The following is an 18,806-nucleotide window of genomic DNA, read 5'->3' as shown; positions in this document are numbered from 1 at the left end:
TCGTTGTCGACATACCCCCCAGGGGTAAAGAAGGCCCGATGAAGGGAAGCGATCGCCGTGCCCGGTTACACCTCCCACAAGGACGACGTCCTCAAGCGGCTGCGCCGCATCGAAGGCCAGGTGCGCGGCCTCCAGCGCATGGTCGAGGAGGGGACGTACTGCATCGACGTGCTCACCCAGGTCAGCGCCGCCACCAAGGCCCTGCAGTCCTTCGGGCTGACCATGATGGAGGACCACCTGCACTCCTGCGTCGCCGACGCCATCGCCGAAGGCGGGGACCAGGCCCGCGGCAAGGTGGAGGAGGCCTCGCGGGCCATCGCCCGCCTGGTCCGCGCCTGAGGCGGCGCGCCCCGGTGCCGGGCGCCCGCCCGCCGCGCACACGCATCCGGGCCGGCCCCCCGAGGGGGCCGGCCCGGACGTGGTGCGCCGAAGGCGCGGAGGACGGGTCAGACGAGGTCGAAGCGGTCCAGGTCCATCACCTTGGCCCACGCCGCGACGAAGTCCTTGACGAACTTCTCCTTCGCGTCGTCGCTCGCGTAGACCTCCGCCAGGGCGCGCAGCTCGGAGTTGGACCCGAAGACCAGGTCCGCCCGGCTGCCCGTCCACCTGACCGCGCCCGTGGAGGCGTCACGGCCCTCGAATGAGGTCTCGTCCTCGGAGACCGCCGTCCACGTCGTGCCCAGGTCGAGCAGGTTGACGAAGAAGTCGTTGGTCAGCGTCCCGGGGGTGTCCGTGAGGACGCCCAGCGAGGACTGCCCGTGGTTCGCGCCGAGGACGCGCAGGCCGCCGACGAGGACCGTCATCTCGGGCGCGCTCAGCGTCAGCAGGTTCGCCTTGTCGAGCAGCAGGTACTCGGCCGGCAGCCGGTTGCCCTTGCCCAGGTAGTTGCGGAAGCCGTCGGCCGCCGGCTCCAGCGCGGCGAAGGACTCCACGTCCGTCTGCTCCTGCGAGGCGTCCACCCGGCCCGGGCTGAAGGGCACCTCGACGTCGAAGCCCGCGTCCTTCGCGGCCTTCTCGACGGCCGCGCCGCCCGCGAGCACCACCAGGTCGGCCACCGAGACCTGCCGGCCGTCCGAGCGGCCCTCGTTGAAGGAGCGCCGGATCCCCTCCAGGGTGCGCAGCACCGCGGCCAGCCGGTCGGGCTCGTTGACCTCCCAGCCGATCTGGGGCTGGAGGCGGATGCGCCCGCCGTTGGCACCGCCGCGCTTGTCGCTGCCGCGGAAGGAGGAGGCGGCCGCCCAGGCGACGGACACCAGGTCGGACACCGACAGGTCCGAGGCCAGCACGCGGGCCTTGAGGTCGGCGATCTCGGCTGCGCCGACGGGCTCGTACGTCCGGGCCGGCAGCGGGTCCTGCCACAGCAGCTGCTCGGCCGGCACCTCCGGGCCCAGGTAGCGGACGACGGGGCCCATGTCGCGGTGGGTCAGCTTGTACCAGGCGCGGGCGAAGGCGTCCGCGAACGCGTCCGGGTCGGCCTGGAAACGGCGCGCGATCGGCTCGTAGACCGGGTCGAAGCGCAGCGACAGGTCGGTGGTCAGCATCGTCGGGGCGTGCGTCTTGGACGGGTCGTGCGCATCGGGCACGGTGCCCGCCCCGGCCCCGTCCTTCGGCCGCCACTGGTGGGCGCCGGCCGGGCTCTTGAACAGCTCCCACTCGTAGCCGAAGAGGATGTCGAAGAAGCTGTTGTCCCAGGTGGTCGGGGTGTCGGTCCAGATGCCCTCGAGACCGCTGGTGATCGTGTCCCCGCCCTTGCCGGTGCCGTGCGCATTCGCCCAGCCCAGGCCCTGCGCCGACATCGGGGCGCCCTCCGGGGCCTCGCCGACGCTCTCCGCCGGGCCCGCGCCGTGGGTCTTGCCGAAGGTGTGGCCGCCCGCGATCAGGGCAACCGTTTCCTCGTCGTTCATCGCCATCCGATGAAACGTTTCACGTATGTCGCGCGCGGCGGCGATCGGGTCCGGGGTGCCGTTCGGGCCCTCCGGGTTCACGTAGATCAGGCCCATCTGCACCGCGCCCAGCGGGTCCTCCAGCTCGCGGTCGCCGGTGTAGCGCTGGTCGCCGAGCCAGGTGGTCTCCGGGCCCCAGTACACGTCCTCGTCGGGCTCCCAGACGTCCGCGCGCCCGCCGCCGAAGCCGAAGGTCTTGAAGCCCATCGTCTCCAGGGCGACGTTGCCCGCCAGGATCATCAGGTCGGCCCACGAGAGGCTGCGCCCGTACTTCTTCTTCACCGGCCACAGCAGGCGGCGGGCCTTGTCCAGGTTGCCGTTGTCCGGCCAGCTGTTGAGGGGCGCGAACCGCTGCTGGCCGGCCCCGGCACCGCCGCGGCCGTCGCTGATCCGGTAGGTGCCCGCGCTGTGCCAGGCCATCCGGACCATGAAGGGGCCGTAGTGGCCGAAGTCGGCGGGCCACCAGTCCTGCGAGGTCGTCAGGACCTCCGCGATGTCCTGCTTGACCGCGGGGAGGTCGAGGGTCTTGAACGCCTCGGCGTAGTCGAACTCCTCGCCCAGTGGGTTCGCCACGGCGGGGTTCTTCGCGAGGATCTTCAGGTTGAGCGAATCCGGCCACCACTGGCGGTTTCCGCCGCCCTGGGTCGGGTGCGCGGCGCGACCGTGGGCGACGGGGCAGCCTTCGGTTTGCTTCTCAGACATGGGAATCCTTCCGCACCGGGGGGTGTCGCGGTGCACGGAAATCGCTGGAGTGTTTTCCTGTCCCTTGGCTATCGGCAGATCCGATCCTACGATGGACGGATTCCAAGTCAAGAAGCACGCCAGAGTACGCTTCCCCAGGAATGGGTGACCTATGAGTGACCTGCTGGAACGACTTCGAAGCCGCGGCTGGCGGATGACCGCGCAGCGCCGCGTCGTCGCCGAGGTCCTGGACGGGGACCACGTGCACCTCACCGCGGACGAGGTCCACGCCCGCGCGGCCGCGCGGCTGCCCGAGATCTCCCGGGCGACCGTCTACAACGCCCTGGGGGAGCTGGTCGCCCTCGGCGAGGTCGCGGAGGTCTCCACGGACGGGCGCGCCAAACGCTACGACCCCAACGCGCGCCGGCCGCACCAGCACCTGGTCTGCTCCGGCTGCGGGACGATCCGCGACGTCCACCCGGCCGGGGACCCGCTGGCCGGATTCCCGGAATCGGAGCGCATGGGATTCACGGTGTCCAGGGTCGAGGTCACCTACCGCGGCCTCTGTCCGTCCTGCGCCTGATCACCTCCCCTCACGGTGAGTGGTCGTACCGGTCGTCCACAGGGCCCGGCCGACGGGACGGGAGTGTCCCAGGGTGCCGCTAGGCTTCTCGGATGGCCCTTTCGGACGCTTCCCCCCAGATCTCAGACGAGGTCTCCGACGCCTTGCGGGTGCTCCACCGCGTCTTCGGTTACAGCTCCTTCCGCGGTGAGCAGCAGGAGATCATCGAGCAGCTGATCGGCGGCGGCGACGCCCTCGTCCTGATGCCCACCGGCGGAGGCAAGTCGCTCTGCTACCAGATCCCGGCGCTCGTCAGAGAGGGCACCGGCATCGTGATCTCCCCGCTGATCGCGCTGATGCAGGACCAGGTGGACGCGCTGACCGCCCTCGGGGTCCGGGCCGGGTTCCTCAACTCCACGCAGGACCCCTACGAGCGGCAGGCCGTCGAGCAGGCCTTCCTCGCCGACGAGCTGGACCTGCTCTACCTGGCCCCCGAGCGGCTGCGCACCGAGGGGACCCAGCGCCTGCTCGACCGGGGCAAGGTCTCCCTGTTCGCCATCGACGAGGCGCACTGCGTCGCCCAGTGGGGCCACGACTTCCGCCCCGACTACCTCGCGCTGTCCATGCTGCACGAGCGCTGGCACAAGGTCCCGCGGATCGCCCTGACCGCCACGGCCACCGAGGCCACCCACGCCGAGATCGCCGCCCGGCTCGGCCTGCAGGACGCCAGGCACTTCGTCGCCAGCTTCGACCGGCCCAACATCCAGTACCGCATCGTCCCCAAGGACAACCCGGCCCGGCAGCTCCTGGAGCTGATCCGCACCGAGCACGACGGGGACGCCGGCGTCGTCTACTGCCTCTCCCGCTCCTCCGTGGAGAAGACCGCCGCCTTCCTGAGGGAACAGGGCATCGACGCCGTCCCGTACCACGCCGGCATGGACGCCCGCGCGCGTGCCGCGAACCAGGCCCGGTTCCTGCGCGAGGACGGGGTCGTGGTCGTCGCCACGATCGCCTTCGGCATGGGCATCGACAAGCCCGACGTGCGCTTCGTCGCCCACCTCGACCTGCCCAAGTCCGTCGAGGGCTACTACCAGGAGACCGGCCGCGCCGGCCGCGACGGCGAACCCGCCACCGCCTGGCTCGCCTACGGCCTCCAGGACGTGGTCCAGCAGCGCAAGCTCATCGACGGCTCCGAGGGCGACGACGCCCACCGCCGCTCCCTCGGCATGCACCTCGACGCCATGCTCGCCCTCTGCGAGACGGTCGACTGCCGCCGGGCCCGGCTGCTGGAGTACTTCGGCCAGCAGGGCGCGCCCTGCGGCAACTGCGACACCTGCCTGACGCCCGCCGAGTCCTGGGACGGCACGGTCGCGGCCCAGAAGCTGCTGTCCACGGTGTGGCGGCTGGCCAAGGAACGGCGCCAGAAGTTCGGCGCCGGCCAGATCATCGACATCCTCCAGGGCAAGAAGACCGCCAAGGTCATCCAGTTCGACCACGACGCCCTCTCGGTGTTCGGCGTCGGCGCCGACCTCACCACCTCCGAGTGGCGCGGGGTCGTACGCCGGCTGCTGGCGCTGCGGCTGCTGGCCGTCGAGGGCGACTACGGCACCCTCGTCCTCACCGATGCCAGCGGCGAGGTGCTGGGCGGGCGCCGCACCGTCCAGATGCGCAAGGAGAAGAAGGCCCCGGCCGCCGCCCGCAAGGAGGGCGGCTCCCGCTCCGGCAAGGCCGCCCGCGTCCCCGTCGACCTCCCGGCCGCCGCCGTCCCGGTCTTCGAGGCCCTGCGCGCCTGGCGGGCCGCCACCGCCCGCGAACAGGGCGTCCCGGCGTACGTCGTCTTCCACGACGCCACACTGCGGGAGATCGCGACGCGGCTGCCCGCCAGCGTCGAGGAACTGGCGGGGATCGGCGGCGTCGGCGAGGCCAAGCGCGCCAAGTACGCCGACGGCCTCCTCGACGCCCTGGCCGCATGCCGGGCCGACGGGGCCGTGGCCACCGCCGCACCGGCTCCCGTCGCCGCGCCGCTCACGGGGCTGGAGCCCGCCGCACCCCGCCGGGCCGCGCCGCAAGCCGCCCCGGAGGAACCCCCCTTCGAGGAGGAACCGCCCTTCGACCCGGAGGAGATCGACCCTCCGTGGGACGACTGGCGCTGACCGCCGGGTGAGGCGGCCCCGCGGGGCCGCCTCACCGCCCCGGGCCCGTCAGGCCCCGACGTACGCCGCCAGGTGTTCGCCCGTCAGCGTGGAGCGGGCGGCCACCAGCTCGGCCGGCGTGCCCTCGAAGACGATCCGCCCGCCGTCGTGGCCGGCGCCCGGACCGAGGTCGATGATCCAGTCGGCGTGCGCCATGACCGCCTGGTGGTGCTCGATCACGATCACCGACTTGCCGGAGTCCACCAGCCGGTCCAGCAACCCCAGAAGGTGCTCCACGTCCGCCAGGTGGAGGCCCGCGGTCGGCTCGTCCAGGACGTAGATCCCGCCCTTCTCACCCATGTGCGTGGCCAGCTTCAGCCGCTGCCGCTCTCCGCCCGACAGCGTGGTCAGCGGCTGGCCGAGGGTCAGGTAGCCCAGCCCGACGTCCACCAGCCGCTCCAGGATCCGGTGCGCCGCCGGGGTCCGCGCCTCGCCCGAGCCGAAGAACTCCTCCGCCTGCGCCACCGGCATCTCCAGCACCTCGCTGATGTCCCGGCCGCCGAGCCGGTACTCCAGCACCGACGCGTCGAACCGCTTGCCCTCGCAGTCCTCGCAGGTGGTGGCCACCCCGGCCATCATCGCCAGGTCGGTGTAGACGACCCCGGCACCGTTGCAGGTCGGGCAGGCCCCCTCCGAATTGGCGCTGAACAGGGCCGGCTTGACCCCGTTGGCCTTGGCGAACGCCTTGCGGACCGGCTCGAGCAGCCCCGTATAGGTCGCCGGGTTGCTCCGCCGCGAACCGCGGATCGGCGTCTGGTCCACCGACACCACCCCCGTCGAGGCCGGGACAGAGCCGTGGATCAGCGAGCTCTTGCCCGAGCCGGCCACCCCCGTGACCACCGTGAGCACCCCCAGCGGCACGTCCACGTCGACCCCGCGCAGGTTGTGCGCCGACGCCCCGCGGATCTCCAGCACACCCGACGGCTCGCGCAGCGACCCCTTGAGGGCGGCCCGGTCGTCGAAGTGCCGCCCGGTCACCGTGCCGCTGGCCCGCAGCCCCTCCACCCCGCCCTCGAAGCACACCGTGCCGCCCGCCGCCCCCGCGCCGGGCCCGAGGTCGACGATGTGGTCGGCGATCGCGATCACCTCCGGCTTGTGCTCCACGACCAGCACCGTGTTGCCCTTGTCGCGCAGCCGCAGCAGCAGGCCGTTCATCCGCTCGATGTCATGCGGGTGCAGACCGGTGGTGGGCTCGTCGAAGACGTACGTGACGTCGGTGAGCGCCGAGCCGAGGTGGCGGATCATCTTGACCCGCTGCGCCTCCCCGCCCGAGAGCGTGCCCGCCGCCCGGTCCAGCGCCAGGTACCCCAGCCCGATCTCCACGAACGAGTCCAGCGTGTGCCGCAGCGTCGCCAGCAGCGGCGCCACCGAGGGCTCGTCCAGACCGCTCACCCACTTGGCCAGGTCGCTGATCTGCATCGCACAGGCGTCCGCGATGCTGATCCCCTTGATCTTCGACGACCTCGCGCCCTCGCTGAGCCGCGTCCCCCCGCAGTCGGGACAGGTGGTGAAGGTGACCGCACGCTCCACGAACTCCCGGATGTGCGGCTGCATCGCCTCCTTGTCCTTGGCGAGCATCGACTTGCGGATCCGCGGGATCAGCCCCTCGTACGTCATGTTGATCCCGGCGATCTTCATCCGGACCGGCTCGCGGTGGAGGAAGTCGGCGAGCTGCTTCTTCGTGAACGAGCGGATCGGCTTGTCCGGGTCGAAGAGGCCCGACTCGCTGTAGAGCCGGTAGTTCCAGCCGCCCGGCTTGTAGCCGGGGATGGTGAGCGCCCCCTCGTTCAGGGACTTGGACTCGTCGAAGAGCTGGGCGAGGTCCAGGTCGGTGACCGTGCCCCGGCCCTCGCAGCGCGGGCACATGCCGCCGGTGATGCTGAACTCGCGCCGCTCCTTGACCGTCTGACCGCCGCGCTCCAGGGTGACCGCGCCCGCGCCGCTGATCGAGGCCACGTTGAAGGAGTAGGCCTTGGGGGAGCCGATGTGCGGGTCGCCGAGCCGGCTGAAGAGGATCCGCAGCATCGCGTTGGCGTCGGTGGCGGTGCCGACCGTGGAGCGGGGGTCGCCGCCCATCCGCTGCTGGTCCACGGCGATCACCGTCGTCAGCCCGTCCAGCACGTCCACGTCGGGGCGGGCGGCCGCGGGCATGAAGCCCTGGACGAAGGCGCTGTACGTCTCGTTGATCAGCCGCTGGGACTCCGCGGCGACCGTGTCGAACACGAGCGAACTCTTGCCCGACCCGGACACCCCGGTGAACACCGTCAGCCGCCGCTTGGGGATCTCTACGCTGACGTCCCTGAGGTTGTTCTCGCGCGCGCCGTGTACACGGATCATGTCGTGGCTGTCGGCGGCGTGCGGTACGGGCGACCGGTCGTTCGTCGTGCCCCTGCTCATCGTCTCTCCCTCGTCGGCGCGGCCGCGGCGGGCGTCCCTCGGCGCCCCGGCCGTTCCACGCTACGCGAGGGCCCAGGGCTCCCGCTTCTCCGAACGTGACCGGTCCGGACACGGGGCAGGGCCGGGCGGTCCTTCGCGCCGCGGTCGCAGGGTTCCGGCCAATCGTGCGGCTCCTGCGGACGGGAGGGTGCGCGGGCAACGGGGCCTCCCGGGCGCGAGGGCGGGCGGCCGGAGGGAAGGGCGGTGCCGCCCGTGCGTACGGACTGGCGATCGGGAAGCCGGCAACGGCCCCGTGACCGGGGGTCCGGAACACCGCGGGATGACCGCTGCGCGTACTTCCGGTAAGGGTGGGGGTTTCGGCCGACCTGGCGGAGGGCGTCGGAGCCGCCCGCCCGAGGGCTCGCGCTAGTGTGCGTACGTGAACTCTCATGTCGTCATAGGTTTCGGACCCGCCGGCGCCGCCACCGCCCGGCTGCTCGTCGAGCAGGGACGCACGGTGAAGGTCGTCACCACCTCGGGCCGCAGCCCGGAGCCCGGGATCGAGCACGTCGCGCTGGACGCGAAGGACAGCGGGCGGCTCACCGAGGCGGTACGGGGCGCGGCCGCCGTCTACAGCTGCGCCGCACCGCCCTACCACCGCTGGGCGGCGGAGTGGCCGGCGCTGGCCTCCTCGCTCTGTACGGCCGCCGAGGAGACCGGAGCGGTCCTGGTCATGCTCGGCAACCTCTACGGGTACGGGCCCGTGGACGGCCCCCTGACCGAGGAGCTGCCCCTCGCGGCGACCGGTACCAAGGGACGGGTGCGCGCCGCCGTCTGGGAGCGGGCGCGGGACCTGCACCAGCAGGGCCGCATCAGGGCCGTCGAGGTCCGCGCCTCCGACTTCTTCGGACCCGGCGTCACCGACGGCGGGCACCTCGCGGCGCGGGTCATGCCGCCGCTGCTGCGCGGCAAGCCCGTCTCCACGCTCGGCGACCCGGACGCCCCGCACAGCTGGACCTACCTCCCCGACGTGGCCCGCGCCCTGGTGGAGGTCGCGGGCGACGAGCGGGCCTGGGGCCGGGCCTGGCACGTCCCGACCGAACCCGCGCTGTCCGTACGGGAGATGGTCGCCCGGCTCGCCGCCCAGGCGGGCACCGGACCGGTCGCCGTGCGCGCCGTTCCGCCCCTGGCGCTGGCCCTGGGCGGGCTGTTCTCCCCGCTGCTGCGCGAACTGAAGGAGACCCGCTACCAGTTCGACCGCCCGTTCGTGGTCGACTCCAGTGCCTACGAGACCGCGTTCGCGGCCCGGGCCACCCCCCTGGACCAGCAGGTCAAGGCGACGGTGGACTGGTGGCGCGAACGCCTGGCCACCACCGGGTGACGGTTGCAGTGAGAGGGATGAATTCCACAGTGGACCGCAGCGCAGAGCGGGAGGACATAGCCGTCGTCGGGATGGCGTGCCGGTTCCCGGGGGCGCGGAACCTGAACGAGTACTGGCGGCTCCTGACGGACCCGCGGGCACAGTTCGGCCGCATCCCCGACTCGCGGTGGCGCGTCGACGCCTTCCTCGGCGAGGACTTCCGCGACACCTCCGCCGCCTATACGGACACCATGGCGCTGCTGCCGGACACGGACCGCTTCGACGCGGCCCACTACGGCATCCCGCCCCGCCGGGCCAAGGCGATGGACCCCCAGCACCGGCTGCTGATCGACCTCGCCCGCGAGGCGGTCCAGGACGCCGGATGGGAGGCCGACGGCTTCGACCGCGAGGAGACCTCGGTGATCACGGCCCTCACCGACAGCGGCTACCGCGGCCTGACCACCCTCCGGATCCGTATGCGCCAGCTGGCCGGCGGGGAGTTCGGGGCACGCCCGGGCGATCCCCTCTGGGGGGAGACGGTCCGCGCCGTCGACGGGATGCAGGGCACCTCCGTGGCCGGGATCCTGCTCAACATGGGCCCGAACACGATCAGTTCGGTCTTCGACCTGCACGGCGAGAGCTATGCGCTGGACTCCGCCTGCTCCGGCGGGCTCATGGCCGTGGCCAACGCCGTCCACGCCCTGCGCTCCGGCCGTACCCGTATCGCCCTCGCGGGCGGCGCCCAGCTGGTCGTCACCCCCGACCTGCTCGTGGGGCTGTGCCGGATCGGAGCCATCTCGCGCACCGGACGCTGCCTGCCGTTCGGCGCGGACGCCGACGGCTTCGTCCTGGGCGAGGGCGCCGGGATGCTCGTGCTGCGGCCCCTGTCCGACGCGCTGGAGGCCGGCGACCGGGTGTACGCCGTGATCCGCGGGGTGGGCACCGCCAACGACGGGACCGTCCAGGGCGGTATGCACCCGCAGGCCGCCGGACAGCTGCGCGCCCTGCGCCGCGCCTACCGCGACGCCGGACTGACCCCCGGCGAGGTCGGCTACCTGGAGGCGCACGGCACCGGGACCACCGTCGGCGACCCCGTCGAGCTCGCCGTCCTGCGCGAGCTGCGCGGGCCGGACGCGGCCCCCGCCTACCTGGGGGCGGTCAAGGCGGTGGTCGGGCACTCGCTCAACTCGGCGGGGCTGGCCGGTCTGATCAAGTCGGTCCTGGCCGTGCAGCGCGGGGTGATCCCCCCGCAGCCGGAGTTCGCGCTCGCGGAACTCCCCGGCCTCCGGGCGGCGCGGCTGACCGTGCCGACGGAGCCCGTCACCTGGCCGCAGGGCGGCGGTCCGCGCCGGGCCGGCGTCAGCGCGTTCGGCTTCGGGGGAACGGGCGTGCACCTGGTGGTGGAGGAGCACACCGCCCCGCCGGCCCGCCCCGCGCCGTCCGCGGGCCCGTACGTGCTGGCCCTCAGCGCCCGCGACCGGGCCGGGCTCGCCCGGTACGCCCGCGACCTGGCCCGTACCGTCGCCGAGGACCGGCCCGCACTGGCCGCCGTGGCCGGCACCCTGGCCCGCCGGGCCCCCCTCGGGGAAGGCCTCACCGTGGAGGCGCACGGCGTCGACGAGGCGGTGGCCCGGCTGACCGGCGCGGCCGAGGCCCTGGAGGCGGGCCGAGCGCCCGGTCCGTCCGGCGAGGCGGCCGTACCGGCGGGGGACCGCGTACCCCCGTGCACCCTGCCGCCCAGCCCGCTGGCCCCGCGCCGGCACTGGATCGTGGACGAGGCGGCACGCGGGACGGCCGACCCCGACCCCGGGCAGGGCCGCTACCCCGGGCCGAACCCGGACCCCGAGCTGCACGCCGGCCCCGCGCCGCACCCCGACCCCGAGCCCGTGCCGGTGGCGGAGCCGGCGCGGCAGCAGGCGCCGGAGCCGGCCCGGGCGGGCTCCGACGGGGCGGCCGCCGCGTCCGTCGTCCTCGAAGAGGTGTCGCGGACCGGCGTCTACCCGCTGTCCGACCTGCACGAGGACCAGACGCTGATCGCCGACCTCGGCTTCGACTCCCTGATGCTGCACGAGCTGGACACGCGCATCGCGAACCGGGTACCGGGCTTCCGGACCGAGGAGATGTTCTCCCCGGACCTCACCGTCGGCCGGCTGATCGCCCTCGTGGACCCGGACCGCGGCGGCCCGCGGCCCTCCGCCCCGGAGGCGGACCCGCCGGCCGCCCCGCAGTGGAGCGCCGAGACGGCGACCGTCGACGAGTTCCCGGAGGTGGGCACGTTCGAACAGCTGCTGGACTCCATCACCGGGACCGGCGCGGCGTACCCGTACTTCCGGGTCCACGAGGGCACCATCCGCGACACCACGGTGATCGGCGGCCGCCCGTACCTCTCCTTCGGCAGCTACAACTACCTCGGGCTGTCCGGGCACCCCGCCGTCAACGAGGCCGTGCACCGGGCGGTGGACCGCTACGGCACCTCGGTCTCCGCGAGCCGCGTCCTGTCCGGGGAACGCGACCTCACCGTCCGCCTGGAACGGGCCCTGACGGAGTTCCTCGGGGTCGGGGACTGCCTGACGCTGGTGAGCGGCCACGCCACCAACGTCACCGCGATCGGCCACCTGGTCGGCCCGGGCGACCTCGTCCTGCACGACGCCCTCGCCCACGACAGCATCCTCCAGGGCTGCGCCCTCTCCGGCGCGGCGCGGCGCCCGTTCGCGCACAACGACACGGAGCGGCTGGAACACCTGCTGCGGCTCAACCGGTCCCGGTTCCGCCGGGTGCTGATCGCCGTGGAGGGCGCCTACAGCATGGACGGCGACCTCGTCGACCTGCCCGCCCTCATCGAGCTGAAGAAACGTTACGGCGCGCTGCTGATGGTGGACGAGGCGCACAGCATCGGGACGGTCGGCGAACGGGGCCGGGGCGTCGGCGAGTTCTTCGGGGTCGACCGCCGCGACGTGGACCTGTGGATGGGCACCCTCTCCAAGGCCTTCGCCAGCTGCGGCGGCTACCTCGGCGGCTCGGCCCGGATGGTGCGCTGGCTGCGCCACACCCTGCCCGGTTTCGTCTACAGCGTGGGCCTGACCCCGCCCAACGCGGCGGCCGCGCTGGCCGCCACCGAGCTGATCGCGGCGGAGCCGCAGCGGGTGGCCGGGCTCCGGCGCAACTCCGAGCTCTTCCTCGGCCTGGCCGCGGCCGCCGGTCTGGCGACCGGCTCCAGCGCCCACACGCCGATCGTGCCGTGCATCCTCGGGGACTCGGCCCGGACCCTGCGCGTCGCGGACGGCCTCTACGCGCGCGGAGTGACCGCCGACCCGATCTTCCACCCCGCCGTGGAGGAAGGGCTGTCGAGGCTGCGCTTCTTCGTCACCAGCGAGCACCGCGAGGAGGACGTCCGCCGGGCGGTGGCGGCGCTGGCCGAGGAGGTGGCGTCCACCGCCGGGGGGTAAGCGGTCCACGTCAGAACAGGGTCCGTTCGATCCGGCTGAGCACGGCGCTCGTGCCCGGGTCGCCGGTCTCGTCCGCCTCCGCGCCGGGGTGCGCCGCGTGCTGCTGCTCGGCGCCCTCCATCCGCTGGGCGAGCAGGTAGGCGATGATCTCCGCCTCCTGCTCCTGGACGTCGTCGTAGGTCGCGCGCAGGAGCATGTCGCGCACGAGGTCGGGGTCGAGGTCGGGGAAGAGGAGGCGGGCAGCCGCCTCGTCCAGCCCGCCGGCCCCGCGGTGGCAGCAGATGATGTGGCCCAGCTCGTGCAAGATGATGTGCTCCTGATGCGCGCTGGTGGTGTTGGCGTCGTAGAAGATCAGGTCCTCGTCACGCGCGGCGACCCACATGCCGCACGGGTGTGACGAGGGCATCTGCATCGGGACCAGGAGGATCGGCCGCTCGCGCGCCTCGCCCAGGTGGCGGCAGAGCTCGGCGACGTCGCTCACCTCGGGGAGGTCGAGTTCGGCGAGCCGCCGGGCGCCGGCCTTGCGGAGCTTCTTGAGCTGGCTGCGCCGGTCGTGATCGGCGGCCCGCTCCTTCCAGGCGCCCCTCATACGGGCTCGGAGGGGCCGGGGCCGTCGCCGGCGGCGGGGGAGTCCGCGACGGGTGCGTCGGTGACCGGCGGGAGGCCCTGCATCTGCCGGTACTGGTCCATGATGGCCGTGATGGCCGCGAGGTTCTCCTTCTTCATCCCGGCCGCGCGCATGGCCACGGCCCGGACGCCGGACTGCCGCAGCGCCTCGATGGCGGCGACCTGGCTGAGCACCGACTCGGCGACCTTGTCGTCGAAGAAGTAGGCGACCGAGACGCCGAAGAACTTGGCCAGGGCGGCCAGGAGGTCGGGCGACGGGTTGGAGCGCTTGCCCGTGCGCAGCTGCGACAAGTACACGCCCCCGGCCTTGAGCTCGGGGTTGGCCCGCTTCAGTTCCTCCGCCACCTCGGCGTTGGTCCAGTGCTTGCCCTTGGGGCGGACCGTCTTGAACAGGTCGTCAAGGCGCCTGGCGAGCAGGGGCCGGTCGTCGCACTCGGTCATGGTGATTCTTCCTCCCGTCACCTCCTCGGTATAGCCCTTGGCTATACGCCAGTTTCGCAGAATAGCGGTCAGTTGACAATTGGCCTGGACTCCGCCAACGTTGGGTCTCGCCGATAGCTGCCAGCTAACTCGTCACGGGGGAAGGACGACGGGTTGGCGGGCGGTGAAAGCGGACTGGCCCGGCCCTCGGGGGATGGGCCGGGCCAGTCCGGGCGATGGCCACCCGCCCGGCCCGCAACAGGAGGACGGGTGAACGGGGGAGGCCCGCCCGGTTTGACGGGGGATACAAACCGGGCGGGAGCTTCAACTCGCGGTGCCGAGTTTACTGTAGGCGGCCGCGACTTTGGTGAGCCAGGCGACTTCGGCCGTGAAGTTGTCCGTGTCCCGGTCGTCGAAGTCCCCGGCGTCCTTGTTGTCGTGCGGCATGGTCCCGGCCTGCTTGGCCAGCAGGGCCCGCTTGATCCGCGCCGCCTCCGTGAAGGCCTGCCGCGACTCCTCGTTCTCCTCCCTGCCCGCGCCCGCGGCCGAACCGCCCACGGTCGTGCGGTCGATGTACGGACGCAGGTCCCGCCACCCGTCGCGTATCTCGACGACCCGGCGGTGCAGCCGGTAGTCCAGGTCCGCGACGGAGGCGCCCGGAGGCTCCAGGGCGATGTCCGGGGAGGACTCGTACAGGTCCCGCCAGAGCGGGTACAGCGCCCGGTACGAACGGTAGCTCCGCCCCCACGCCAGCAGCCTCGATGCCGCCGGACCCCACGAGGAGTTGGTCAGGCCGAGCGACAGGATGACGATGCCCGCCGCGCTGAAGAGGTTCGAGGCCAGCTTCCAGGCGCCGATGTCGACCCCGGCCGCGGCCGTCAGGATGTTGAGCGTCCGGCACGAGCAGTACAGGAACAGCACCACGGCGGCCACCCGCAGCACCCGCAGGGCCTGCCGCAGCGACTCGTTGTCCGTCATGCGCGCGTACGAGCCGCACTGGCGGAAGATGGTCACGCACGGCAGCGCCTGGGACGCCATGAAGGCCAGCAGGTAGACGAGGACCAGCGGCCGGCCGCTGCCCGTGTCGAAGTCCGACGCCGGCCGGGAGGTCCCGTCGGCGAGGAGGAAGAGCGCGACCAGGGCCACGTCCAGCGCGGTTCCGGTGATCAGCCACCAGCGCGTCTTGCGCCGCGCCTCCTCGTCGGACGCCGCCCACCGCAGCAGGATGATCTCCGCGGCGACGCAGTAGGCCACCGCCGACAGGTGCATGAGCAGGATGGCGAGGTTGCCGACCCCCAGGAAGCGCGGGCCGCCCATGGCGATGGCACCCATGGTGAAGGTGAGGCACTGGAGGACCAGAGTGGTGATCAGCGTCCAGTAGGCACTGTCGTGCCGGCTGCGCCGAGCCTGGCACAGGCGGTAGATGAGCGCGGCGTACGAGGAGAGCGCCGCGATGACGAAGCAGAGGGTTCTGATGGTGTTCAAGGCCTGGTTTCCTGCAGGGTGCCGCGGGGGGCGGCAGTGGGGGTCAGTCGGTGTGTCCGCCGAGCGGAACCTCGAGCCCGATGCTCTCGGCCGCCACGGCGATGGCGTAGTCGAAGTACGCGGCCTCGTCCTTGACGCTGTCGTGGGTGCGGCTGAAGACCTGGAACACCAGGAGCCCGATGAGGTTGCTCCACAGCACGATGCCGCGCTCGATGATGTCCGAGAACGGAGCCTCGGGCACACCGCCGAAGGCCTCGACGGCGGCCGGCAGCAGCAGCGGCGGACCGGGCACCGCGCGCCGCGGCGGGGTCAGTTCACCGCCCTCCAGGGCGGCCCGGACGATCCCGGCGAGCACGGCGGGGGTCCGCGCGGCGGCCGGGACGGTGTCCTGCGGGGCGTGGTAGCCCGGCACCGGCGAACCGTAGATGAGCGTGAACTCGCCGGGGTTCGCGAAGGACCACTGCCGCAGCGCACGCGTCACGGCGAGCAGCCGCGCCCCCGCCGGGGCGCCGGCGGTGTCGGCCGCCTCCATCGCGGCGCCGGAGGCGTCGTAGGCGCCGATGACGAGCGCGGTCAGCAGGTCGTCCCGGTGCGGGAAGACGGCCTCGACGTCGGCGAGGCCGAGCCCGGCCGCACGGGCCACGCCCTCCAGAGACAGCCCCGCGGCCCCCAGTTCCACCAGCTGCCGGCGGGCGGTCTCCTTGATCGTCTCCGCCGGAGTCGGGTCGGCGTCGTTCGAACGGATTGCTGAAACGTCCATGCCGGAACCGTACCCGCCGCCCCGAACGGCCGTGGCCGCAGCCCGGGGAGCGGTTCCGGCGGACCGCCGGGATCCGGCCACGGCGCTTTGGTGCTTCTGCCCGGCCCTGCGCCCTAGGGTCTGTTGCGAAAGTGGATTTTGAATTGCAATGATCATGGCGTGGGTGCGAGGGGATCTGACGGACCGGCAGTGGGCTCGGCTGGAGCCGTTGCTGCCGACCGGGCAGAAGGCTTGCAGGCCGCGGACGTGGACACGTCGGCAGCTGATCGACGGGATACGGTGGCGGACCCGCGCGGGCACTCCGTGGAAGGTCAGCCCCGAGCGATACGGCCCGTGGGACCGGGTCTACGACCTGTTTCGCCGGTGGCAGCGCGACGGAACCTGGAAGCGGATCCTGGAGCAACTGCAGGTCCAGGCCGACGCACAGGGACTGATCACCTGGGACGTGAGCGTGGACTCGACCGTCTGCCGCGCCCACCAGCACGCCGCCGGCGCGCGTAAAAGGGGATCTGCAGCGCGAGCCTCCCGTCGGGATCGACGCCGAGCCGGACGACCACGGCCTCGGACGCTCCCGCGGCGGCCTGACTACGAAGATCCACCTCGCGACCGAGCAGGGGCAGAAGCCCCTTTCGTTGCTGATCACCGCCGGGCACCGGCACGACAGCCCGCAGTTCCAGCCCGTCCTCGAACGCATCCGCGCCCCCCGAACCGGCCCCGGACGGCCACGCACCACACCCGACAAGGCCCGTGCCGAAAGCCTACGGATCTCGCGTGAACCGCTCCTACCTGCGCAGACGCCGGATCGAATGCACCATCCCGGAGAAGGCCGACCAGGTCCGCAACCGCAAGAAGCTCGGCTCGCGCGGTGGTCGACCACCAGCCTTCGACAAGGAGGACTACAAGGAGCGCCACGCCGTGGAGTGCGGGAGCAATCGGCTGAAACGGCATCGCGCGGTGGCCACGAGGTACGACAAGTTGGCCGTGCGCTACGAGGCGACAGTGCTGATCGCCGCCATCAACGAGTGGCTTTGACCAGCACTGTCGCAACAGACCCTAACCCCAATACCGGTGACTTTGGTTGCGGACGCGGGGGCGGCCTTCGTCTGATCAAGGGTCCACGGTGTGCGGATCGAGCCCGTCCTCCCTCACCCGCAGCGCCATGTCGATCTTCGTGTACGTCGGACGGCCCGCCCGCTGGTACTTCTCCTTGACCCGGTCCAGGTAGTACTTGGCGGTGTTCGGACTGACACCCGCCCGCCGTGCGGTGGCCTTCAGGGTGAGCCCGGAGGCGTAGTCGAGCAGAACCTGGAGCTCCCGCGGCGCCAGCCGCGGCCGGGCCGGGCCGGAGTCGTACGCCCAGGCGAAGGCCAGCTCGGGGGAGTGCGCCGTACCGCCTGCGGCCACTGTCTCCACGGCCCCCACCAGTGTCTCCAGCGAGTGGTCCTTGGTGAGGTAGCCGTCCGCTCCCGCCGCCACCGTCCCGACGATCCGGGCCCGGTCCGCAACCGTACTGATGACCACGACCCGGCTGCCCGCCGCGCACACCCGCCGGACGTTGTCCTCTGGGATGGAACCGTCGCGCAGCACCAGGTCAAGCAACACCACGTCGGGGGGCCGGCCGCCCACCGTGAGCAGCGCGTCCACCGTCTCCACCGAGGCCAGCAGCCGTAATCGCTCCACCTCGGCCAGCCAGGAGCGCAGCCCCTCGCGCAGCATCCGGTCGTCGTCGACCACGGCCACGGTAATCACGCCGGCCACCGCAGCTCCACGCTGGTCCCCTCTCCCGGGGCGCTGTCGACCTCGGACCGCCCGCCTATCTCGGCCAGCCGGGCGTGGATGGAGCGCCGCAGCCCGCTCCCCGTCCCGGTTCCGCTCCCGCTCCCGGGGGCCGTCGGGTCGAAGCCGACGCCCCGGTCCACCACCCTGACGAACACGCCCCCGGCCGCCCCGACGACCGTCAGGAAGGCCTGTCCGGTCCCGGCGTGGCACCGTACGTTGTTCAGCGCCTCGGACACGGCGGCCGCGAGGGCGATGGCCACGGGTCGGGGCACCGACGGCAGTTCGTGGTACTGGGCGGTGACCTTCAGGCCCAGGCACTCGGCCGAGTGCACCGCCTCCTCCAGCACAGCCCCGACCGCCACCTCCGGGGCCTGCGCACCCGCATCCTCCGGGTCGTCACCACGCTGGATCAGCCGCCGCAGGTACGCCGCCTCGCGGGCGCACCGCTCCCGTACCCCGGGCGCGTTGGCGTCCACCCGGCCTACGGCAATGGTGGTCAGCGTGGCCAGCACGGTGTCGTGCAGGGCTCGGTGGTGCGCGATCCGCTCGGCCTCACGGGCCCGCGCGGCCTCGGCGGTCAGCGCCCGTTCGTTGGCCTCGTCCAGCTGGGTGCCCTGTCGGCGCAGGTACCACCAGAAGACCTTGGCCATCACGGCCGAGGAGACCACCGAGTTCATGTGCCCGACGAGGGCGGATCCGGGAGCCGCCTCCGGACCGATCACCCACAGGTACGCGGCCAGCGTGGTGCCGAGCAGGAGCAGAACGGCCACCACGGCCCGCCTCGGTGCCAGTCCGACACCCGCCGCCGCGCTCACCGACCCGCCCAGCAGGAACAGCCAGCCGTACACGGCCACTCCGGCTCCCCCGGGCACCCAGCCGCCGCCCGCCACCCCGCCGCTCGCCAGGCCCACCAGCAGCGGCACCGCGCACCCGGTCACCAGCACATCGGCCCATACCCAGCGCCGGTCGAACCAGCCCCGTGCGTAGGCGTTCCCGTACAGCCACACGCTGGAGGCGAGAACCCCGCCGAACAGCACCCAGGGGAGGACCTCGCCCGGCGCCTTGCGCAGCACGGCCACGAAGCCCGCCACCAGGTGGCTGGCCCGGTACAGGCCGGTCGCCAGCATCATGAACCGCTGGGCACGCTGCAGCCCCGAGCCTTCCCGCACCACAGC

13 protein-coding genes and 1 pseudogene are annotated in these 18,806 nt (G+C 72.6%); 6 read left to right on the top strand and 8 right to left on the bottom strand.

Annotation, left to right across the window (positions count from 1 at the left end; all coding sequences use genetic code 11):
* Positions 1 to 57: 57 nt before the first annotated feature.
* Positions 58 to 339 carry a metal-sensitive transcriptional regulator gene (locus BX286_RS06505; RefSeq protein ID WP_045947249.1) on the top strand — a complete coding sequence of 94 codons (282 nt, stop codon included), beginning with the start codon at positions 58 to 60 and terminating at the stop codon, positions 337 to 339.
* 107 nt (positions 340 to 446) lie between these two features.
* Here the strand turns inward: BX286_RS06505 and katG are convergent, their stop codons facing one another.
* Positions 447 to 2,645, bottom strand: coding sequence for a catalase/peroxidase HPI (gene katG, locus BX286_RS06500; RefSeq protein ID WP_079424572.1), 2,199 nt, complete (start codon positions 2,643 to 2,645; stop codon positions 447 to 449).
* A gap of 151 nt (positions 2,646 to 2,796) precedes the next feature.
* On the opposite strand from katG, the gene BX286_RS06495 reads away from it, so the two are divergent.
* Together BX286_RS06495 and recQ are read left to right on the top strand one after the other, a co-directional pair.
* Entirely contained in the window at positions 2,797 to 3,207 is a 411-nt protein-coding gene (locus BX286_RS06495; RefSeq protein ID WP_100865225.1) for a Fur family transcriptional regulator, read from the top strand.
* Positions 3,208 to 3,299: 92 nt separating this feature from the next.
* Positions 3,300 to 5,339 carry a DNA helicase RecQ gene (gene recQ / locus BX286_RS06490; protein ID WP_121014712.1) on the top strand — a complete coding sequence of 680 codons (2,040 nt, stop codon included), beginning with the start codon at positions 3,300 to 3,302 and terminating at the stop codon, positions 5,337 to 5,339.
* A gap of 48 nt (positions 5,340 to 5,387) precedes the next feature.
* Here the strand turns inward: recQ and BX286_RS06485 are convergent, their stop codons facing one another.
* Positions 5,388 to 7,775, bottom strand: a complete 2,388-nt coding sequence (locus tag BX286_RS06485; protein WP_121014711.1) for an excinuclease ABC subunit UvrA — start codon at positions 7,773 to 7,775, stop codon at positions 5,388 to 5,390.
* A 418-nt stretch (positions 7,776 to 8,193) separates the two neighbouring features.
* Between BX286_RS06485 and BX286_RS06480 the strand changes: the two genes are divergently transcribed.
* The gene (locus BX286_RS06480) at positions 8,194 to 9,135 is read left to right on the top strand and encodes an NAD-dependent epimerase/dehydratase family protein (RefSeq protein WP_121014710.1); all 942 of its coding nucleotides are present in this window, start codon (positions 8,194 to 8,196) and stop codon (positions 9,133 to 9,135) included.
* A gap of 29 nt (positions 9,136 to 9,164) precedes the next feature.
* Positions 9,165 to 12,560: an aminotransferase class I/II-fold pyridoxal phosphate-dependent enzyme gene (locus BX286_RS06475; protein WP_261993373.1), complete on the top strand. Its 3,396-nt coding sequence runs from the start codon at positions 9,165 to 9,167 to the stop codon at positions 12,558 to 12,560.
* Positions 12,561 to 12,570: 10 nt separating this feature from the next.
* Here the strand turns inward: BX286_RS06475 and BX286_RS06470 are convergent, their stop codons facing one another.
* The 4 genes from BX286_RS06470 to BX286_RS06455 all read right to left on the bottom strand — a co-directional run bounded on the left by BX286_RS06470 (position 12,571) and on the right by BX286_RS06455 (position 15,852).
* On the bottom strand, positions 12,571 to 13,149 hold the full coding sequence (locus BX286_RS06470) for a toxin (RefSeq protein WP_079424563.1): 579 nt from the start codon (positions 13,147 to 13,149) through the stop codon (positions 12,571 to 12,573).
* Positions 13,146 to 13,628: a helix-turn-helix domain-containing protein gene (locus BX286_RS06465; RefSeq protein WP_079424561.1), complete on the bottom strand. Its 483-nt coding sequence runs from the start codon at positions 13,626 to 13,628 to the stop codon at positions 13,146 to 13,148. Before BX286_RS06465 ends, BX286_RS06470 begins: the two co-directional genes overlap by 4 nt.
* Positions 13,629 to 13,931: 303 nt before the next feature.
* Positions 13,932 to 15,092, bottom strand: a complete 1,161-nt coding sequence (locus BX286_RS06460) for an MAB_1171c family putative transporter (RefSeq protein WP_079424559.1) — start codon at positions 15,090 to 15,092, stop codon at positions 13,932 to 13,934.
* A 43-nt stretch (positions 15,093 to 15,135) separates the two neighbouring features.
* Positions 15,136 to 15,852, bottom strand: a complete 717-nt coding sequence (locus tag BX286_RS06455; protein WP_079424557.1) for a TetR/AcrR family transcriptional regulator — start codon at positions 15,850 to 15,852, stop codon at positions 15,136 to 15,138.
* A 154-nt stretch (positions 15,853 to 16,006) separates the two neighbouring features.
* Here BX286_RS06455 and BX286_RS06450 point away from each other — a divergent pair.
* Positions 16,007 to 16,884 (top strand): annotated as a pseudogene (locus tag BX286_RS06450) (IS5 family transposase).
* A gap of 75 nt (positions 16,885 to 16,959) precedes the next feature.
* On the opposite strand, the gene BX286_RS06445 reads toward BX286_RS06450, so the two are convergent.
* The gene (locus tag BX286_RS06445; RefSeq protein WP_100865229.1) at positions 16,960 to 17,610 is read right to left on the bottom strand and encodes a response regulator transcription factor; all 651 of its coding nucleotides are present in this window, start codon (positions 17,608 to 17,610) and stop codon (positions 16,960 to 16,962) included.
* Entirely contained in the window at positions 17,598 to 18,800 is a 1,203-nt protein-coding gene (locus BX286_RS06440; RefSeq protein ID WP_079424554.1) for a sensor histidine kinase, read from the bottom strand. Before BX286_RS06440 ends, BX286_RS06445 begins: the two co-directional genes overlap by 13 nt.
* Positions 18,801 to 18,806 lie beyond the last annotated feature (6 nt).

The organism is Streptomyces sp. 3211.6 (assembly GCF_003634815.1).
GTDB classification, from domain to species: domain Bacteria; phylum Actinomycetota; class Actinomycetes; order Streptomycetales; family Streptomycetaceae; genus Streptomyces; species Streptomyces katrae_A.
This window is presented reverse-complemented; position numbering and strand designations above follow the sequence as displayed.

Coding starts and splice junctions, on each gene's coding strand:
- katG (WP_079424572.1), bottom strand. CDS start 2,645: ATGTCTGAGAAGCAAACCGAAGGCTGCCCCGTCGCCCACGGTCGCGCC.
- BX286_RS06470 (WP_079424563.1), bottom strand. CDS start 13,149: ATGAGGGGCGCCTGGAAGGAGCGGGCCGCCGATCACGACCGGCGCAGC.
- BX286_RS06465 (WP_079424561.1), bottom strand. CDS start 13,628: ATGACCGAGTGCGACGACCGGCCCCTGCTCGCCAGGCGCCTTGACGAC.
- BX286_RS06455 (WP_079424557.1), bottom strand. CDS start 15,852: ATGGACGTTTCAGCAATCCGTTCGAACGACGCCGACCCGACTCCGGCG.
- BX286_RS06485 (WP_121014711.1), bottom strand. CDS start 7,775: ATGAGCAGGGGCACGACGAACGACCGGTCGCCCGTACCGCACGCCGCC.
- BX286_RS06495 (WP_100865225.1), top strand. CDS start 2,797: ATGAGTGACCTGCTGGAACGACTTCGAAGCCGCGGCTGGCGGATGACC.
- recQ (WP_121014712.1), top strand. CDS start 3,300: ATGGCCCTTTCGGACGCTTCCCCCCAGATCTCAGACGAGGTCTCCGAC.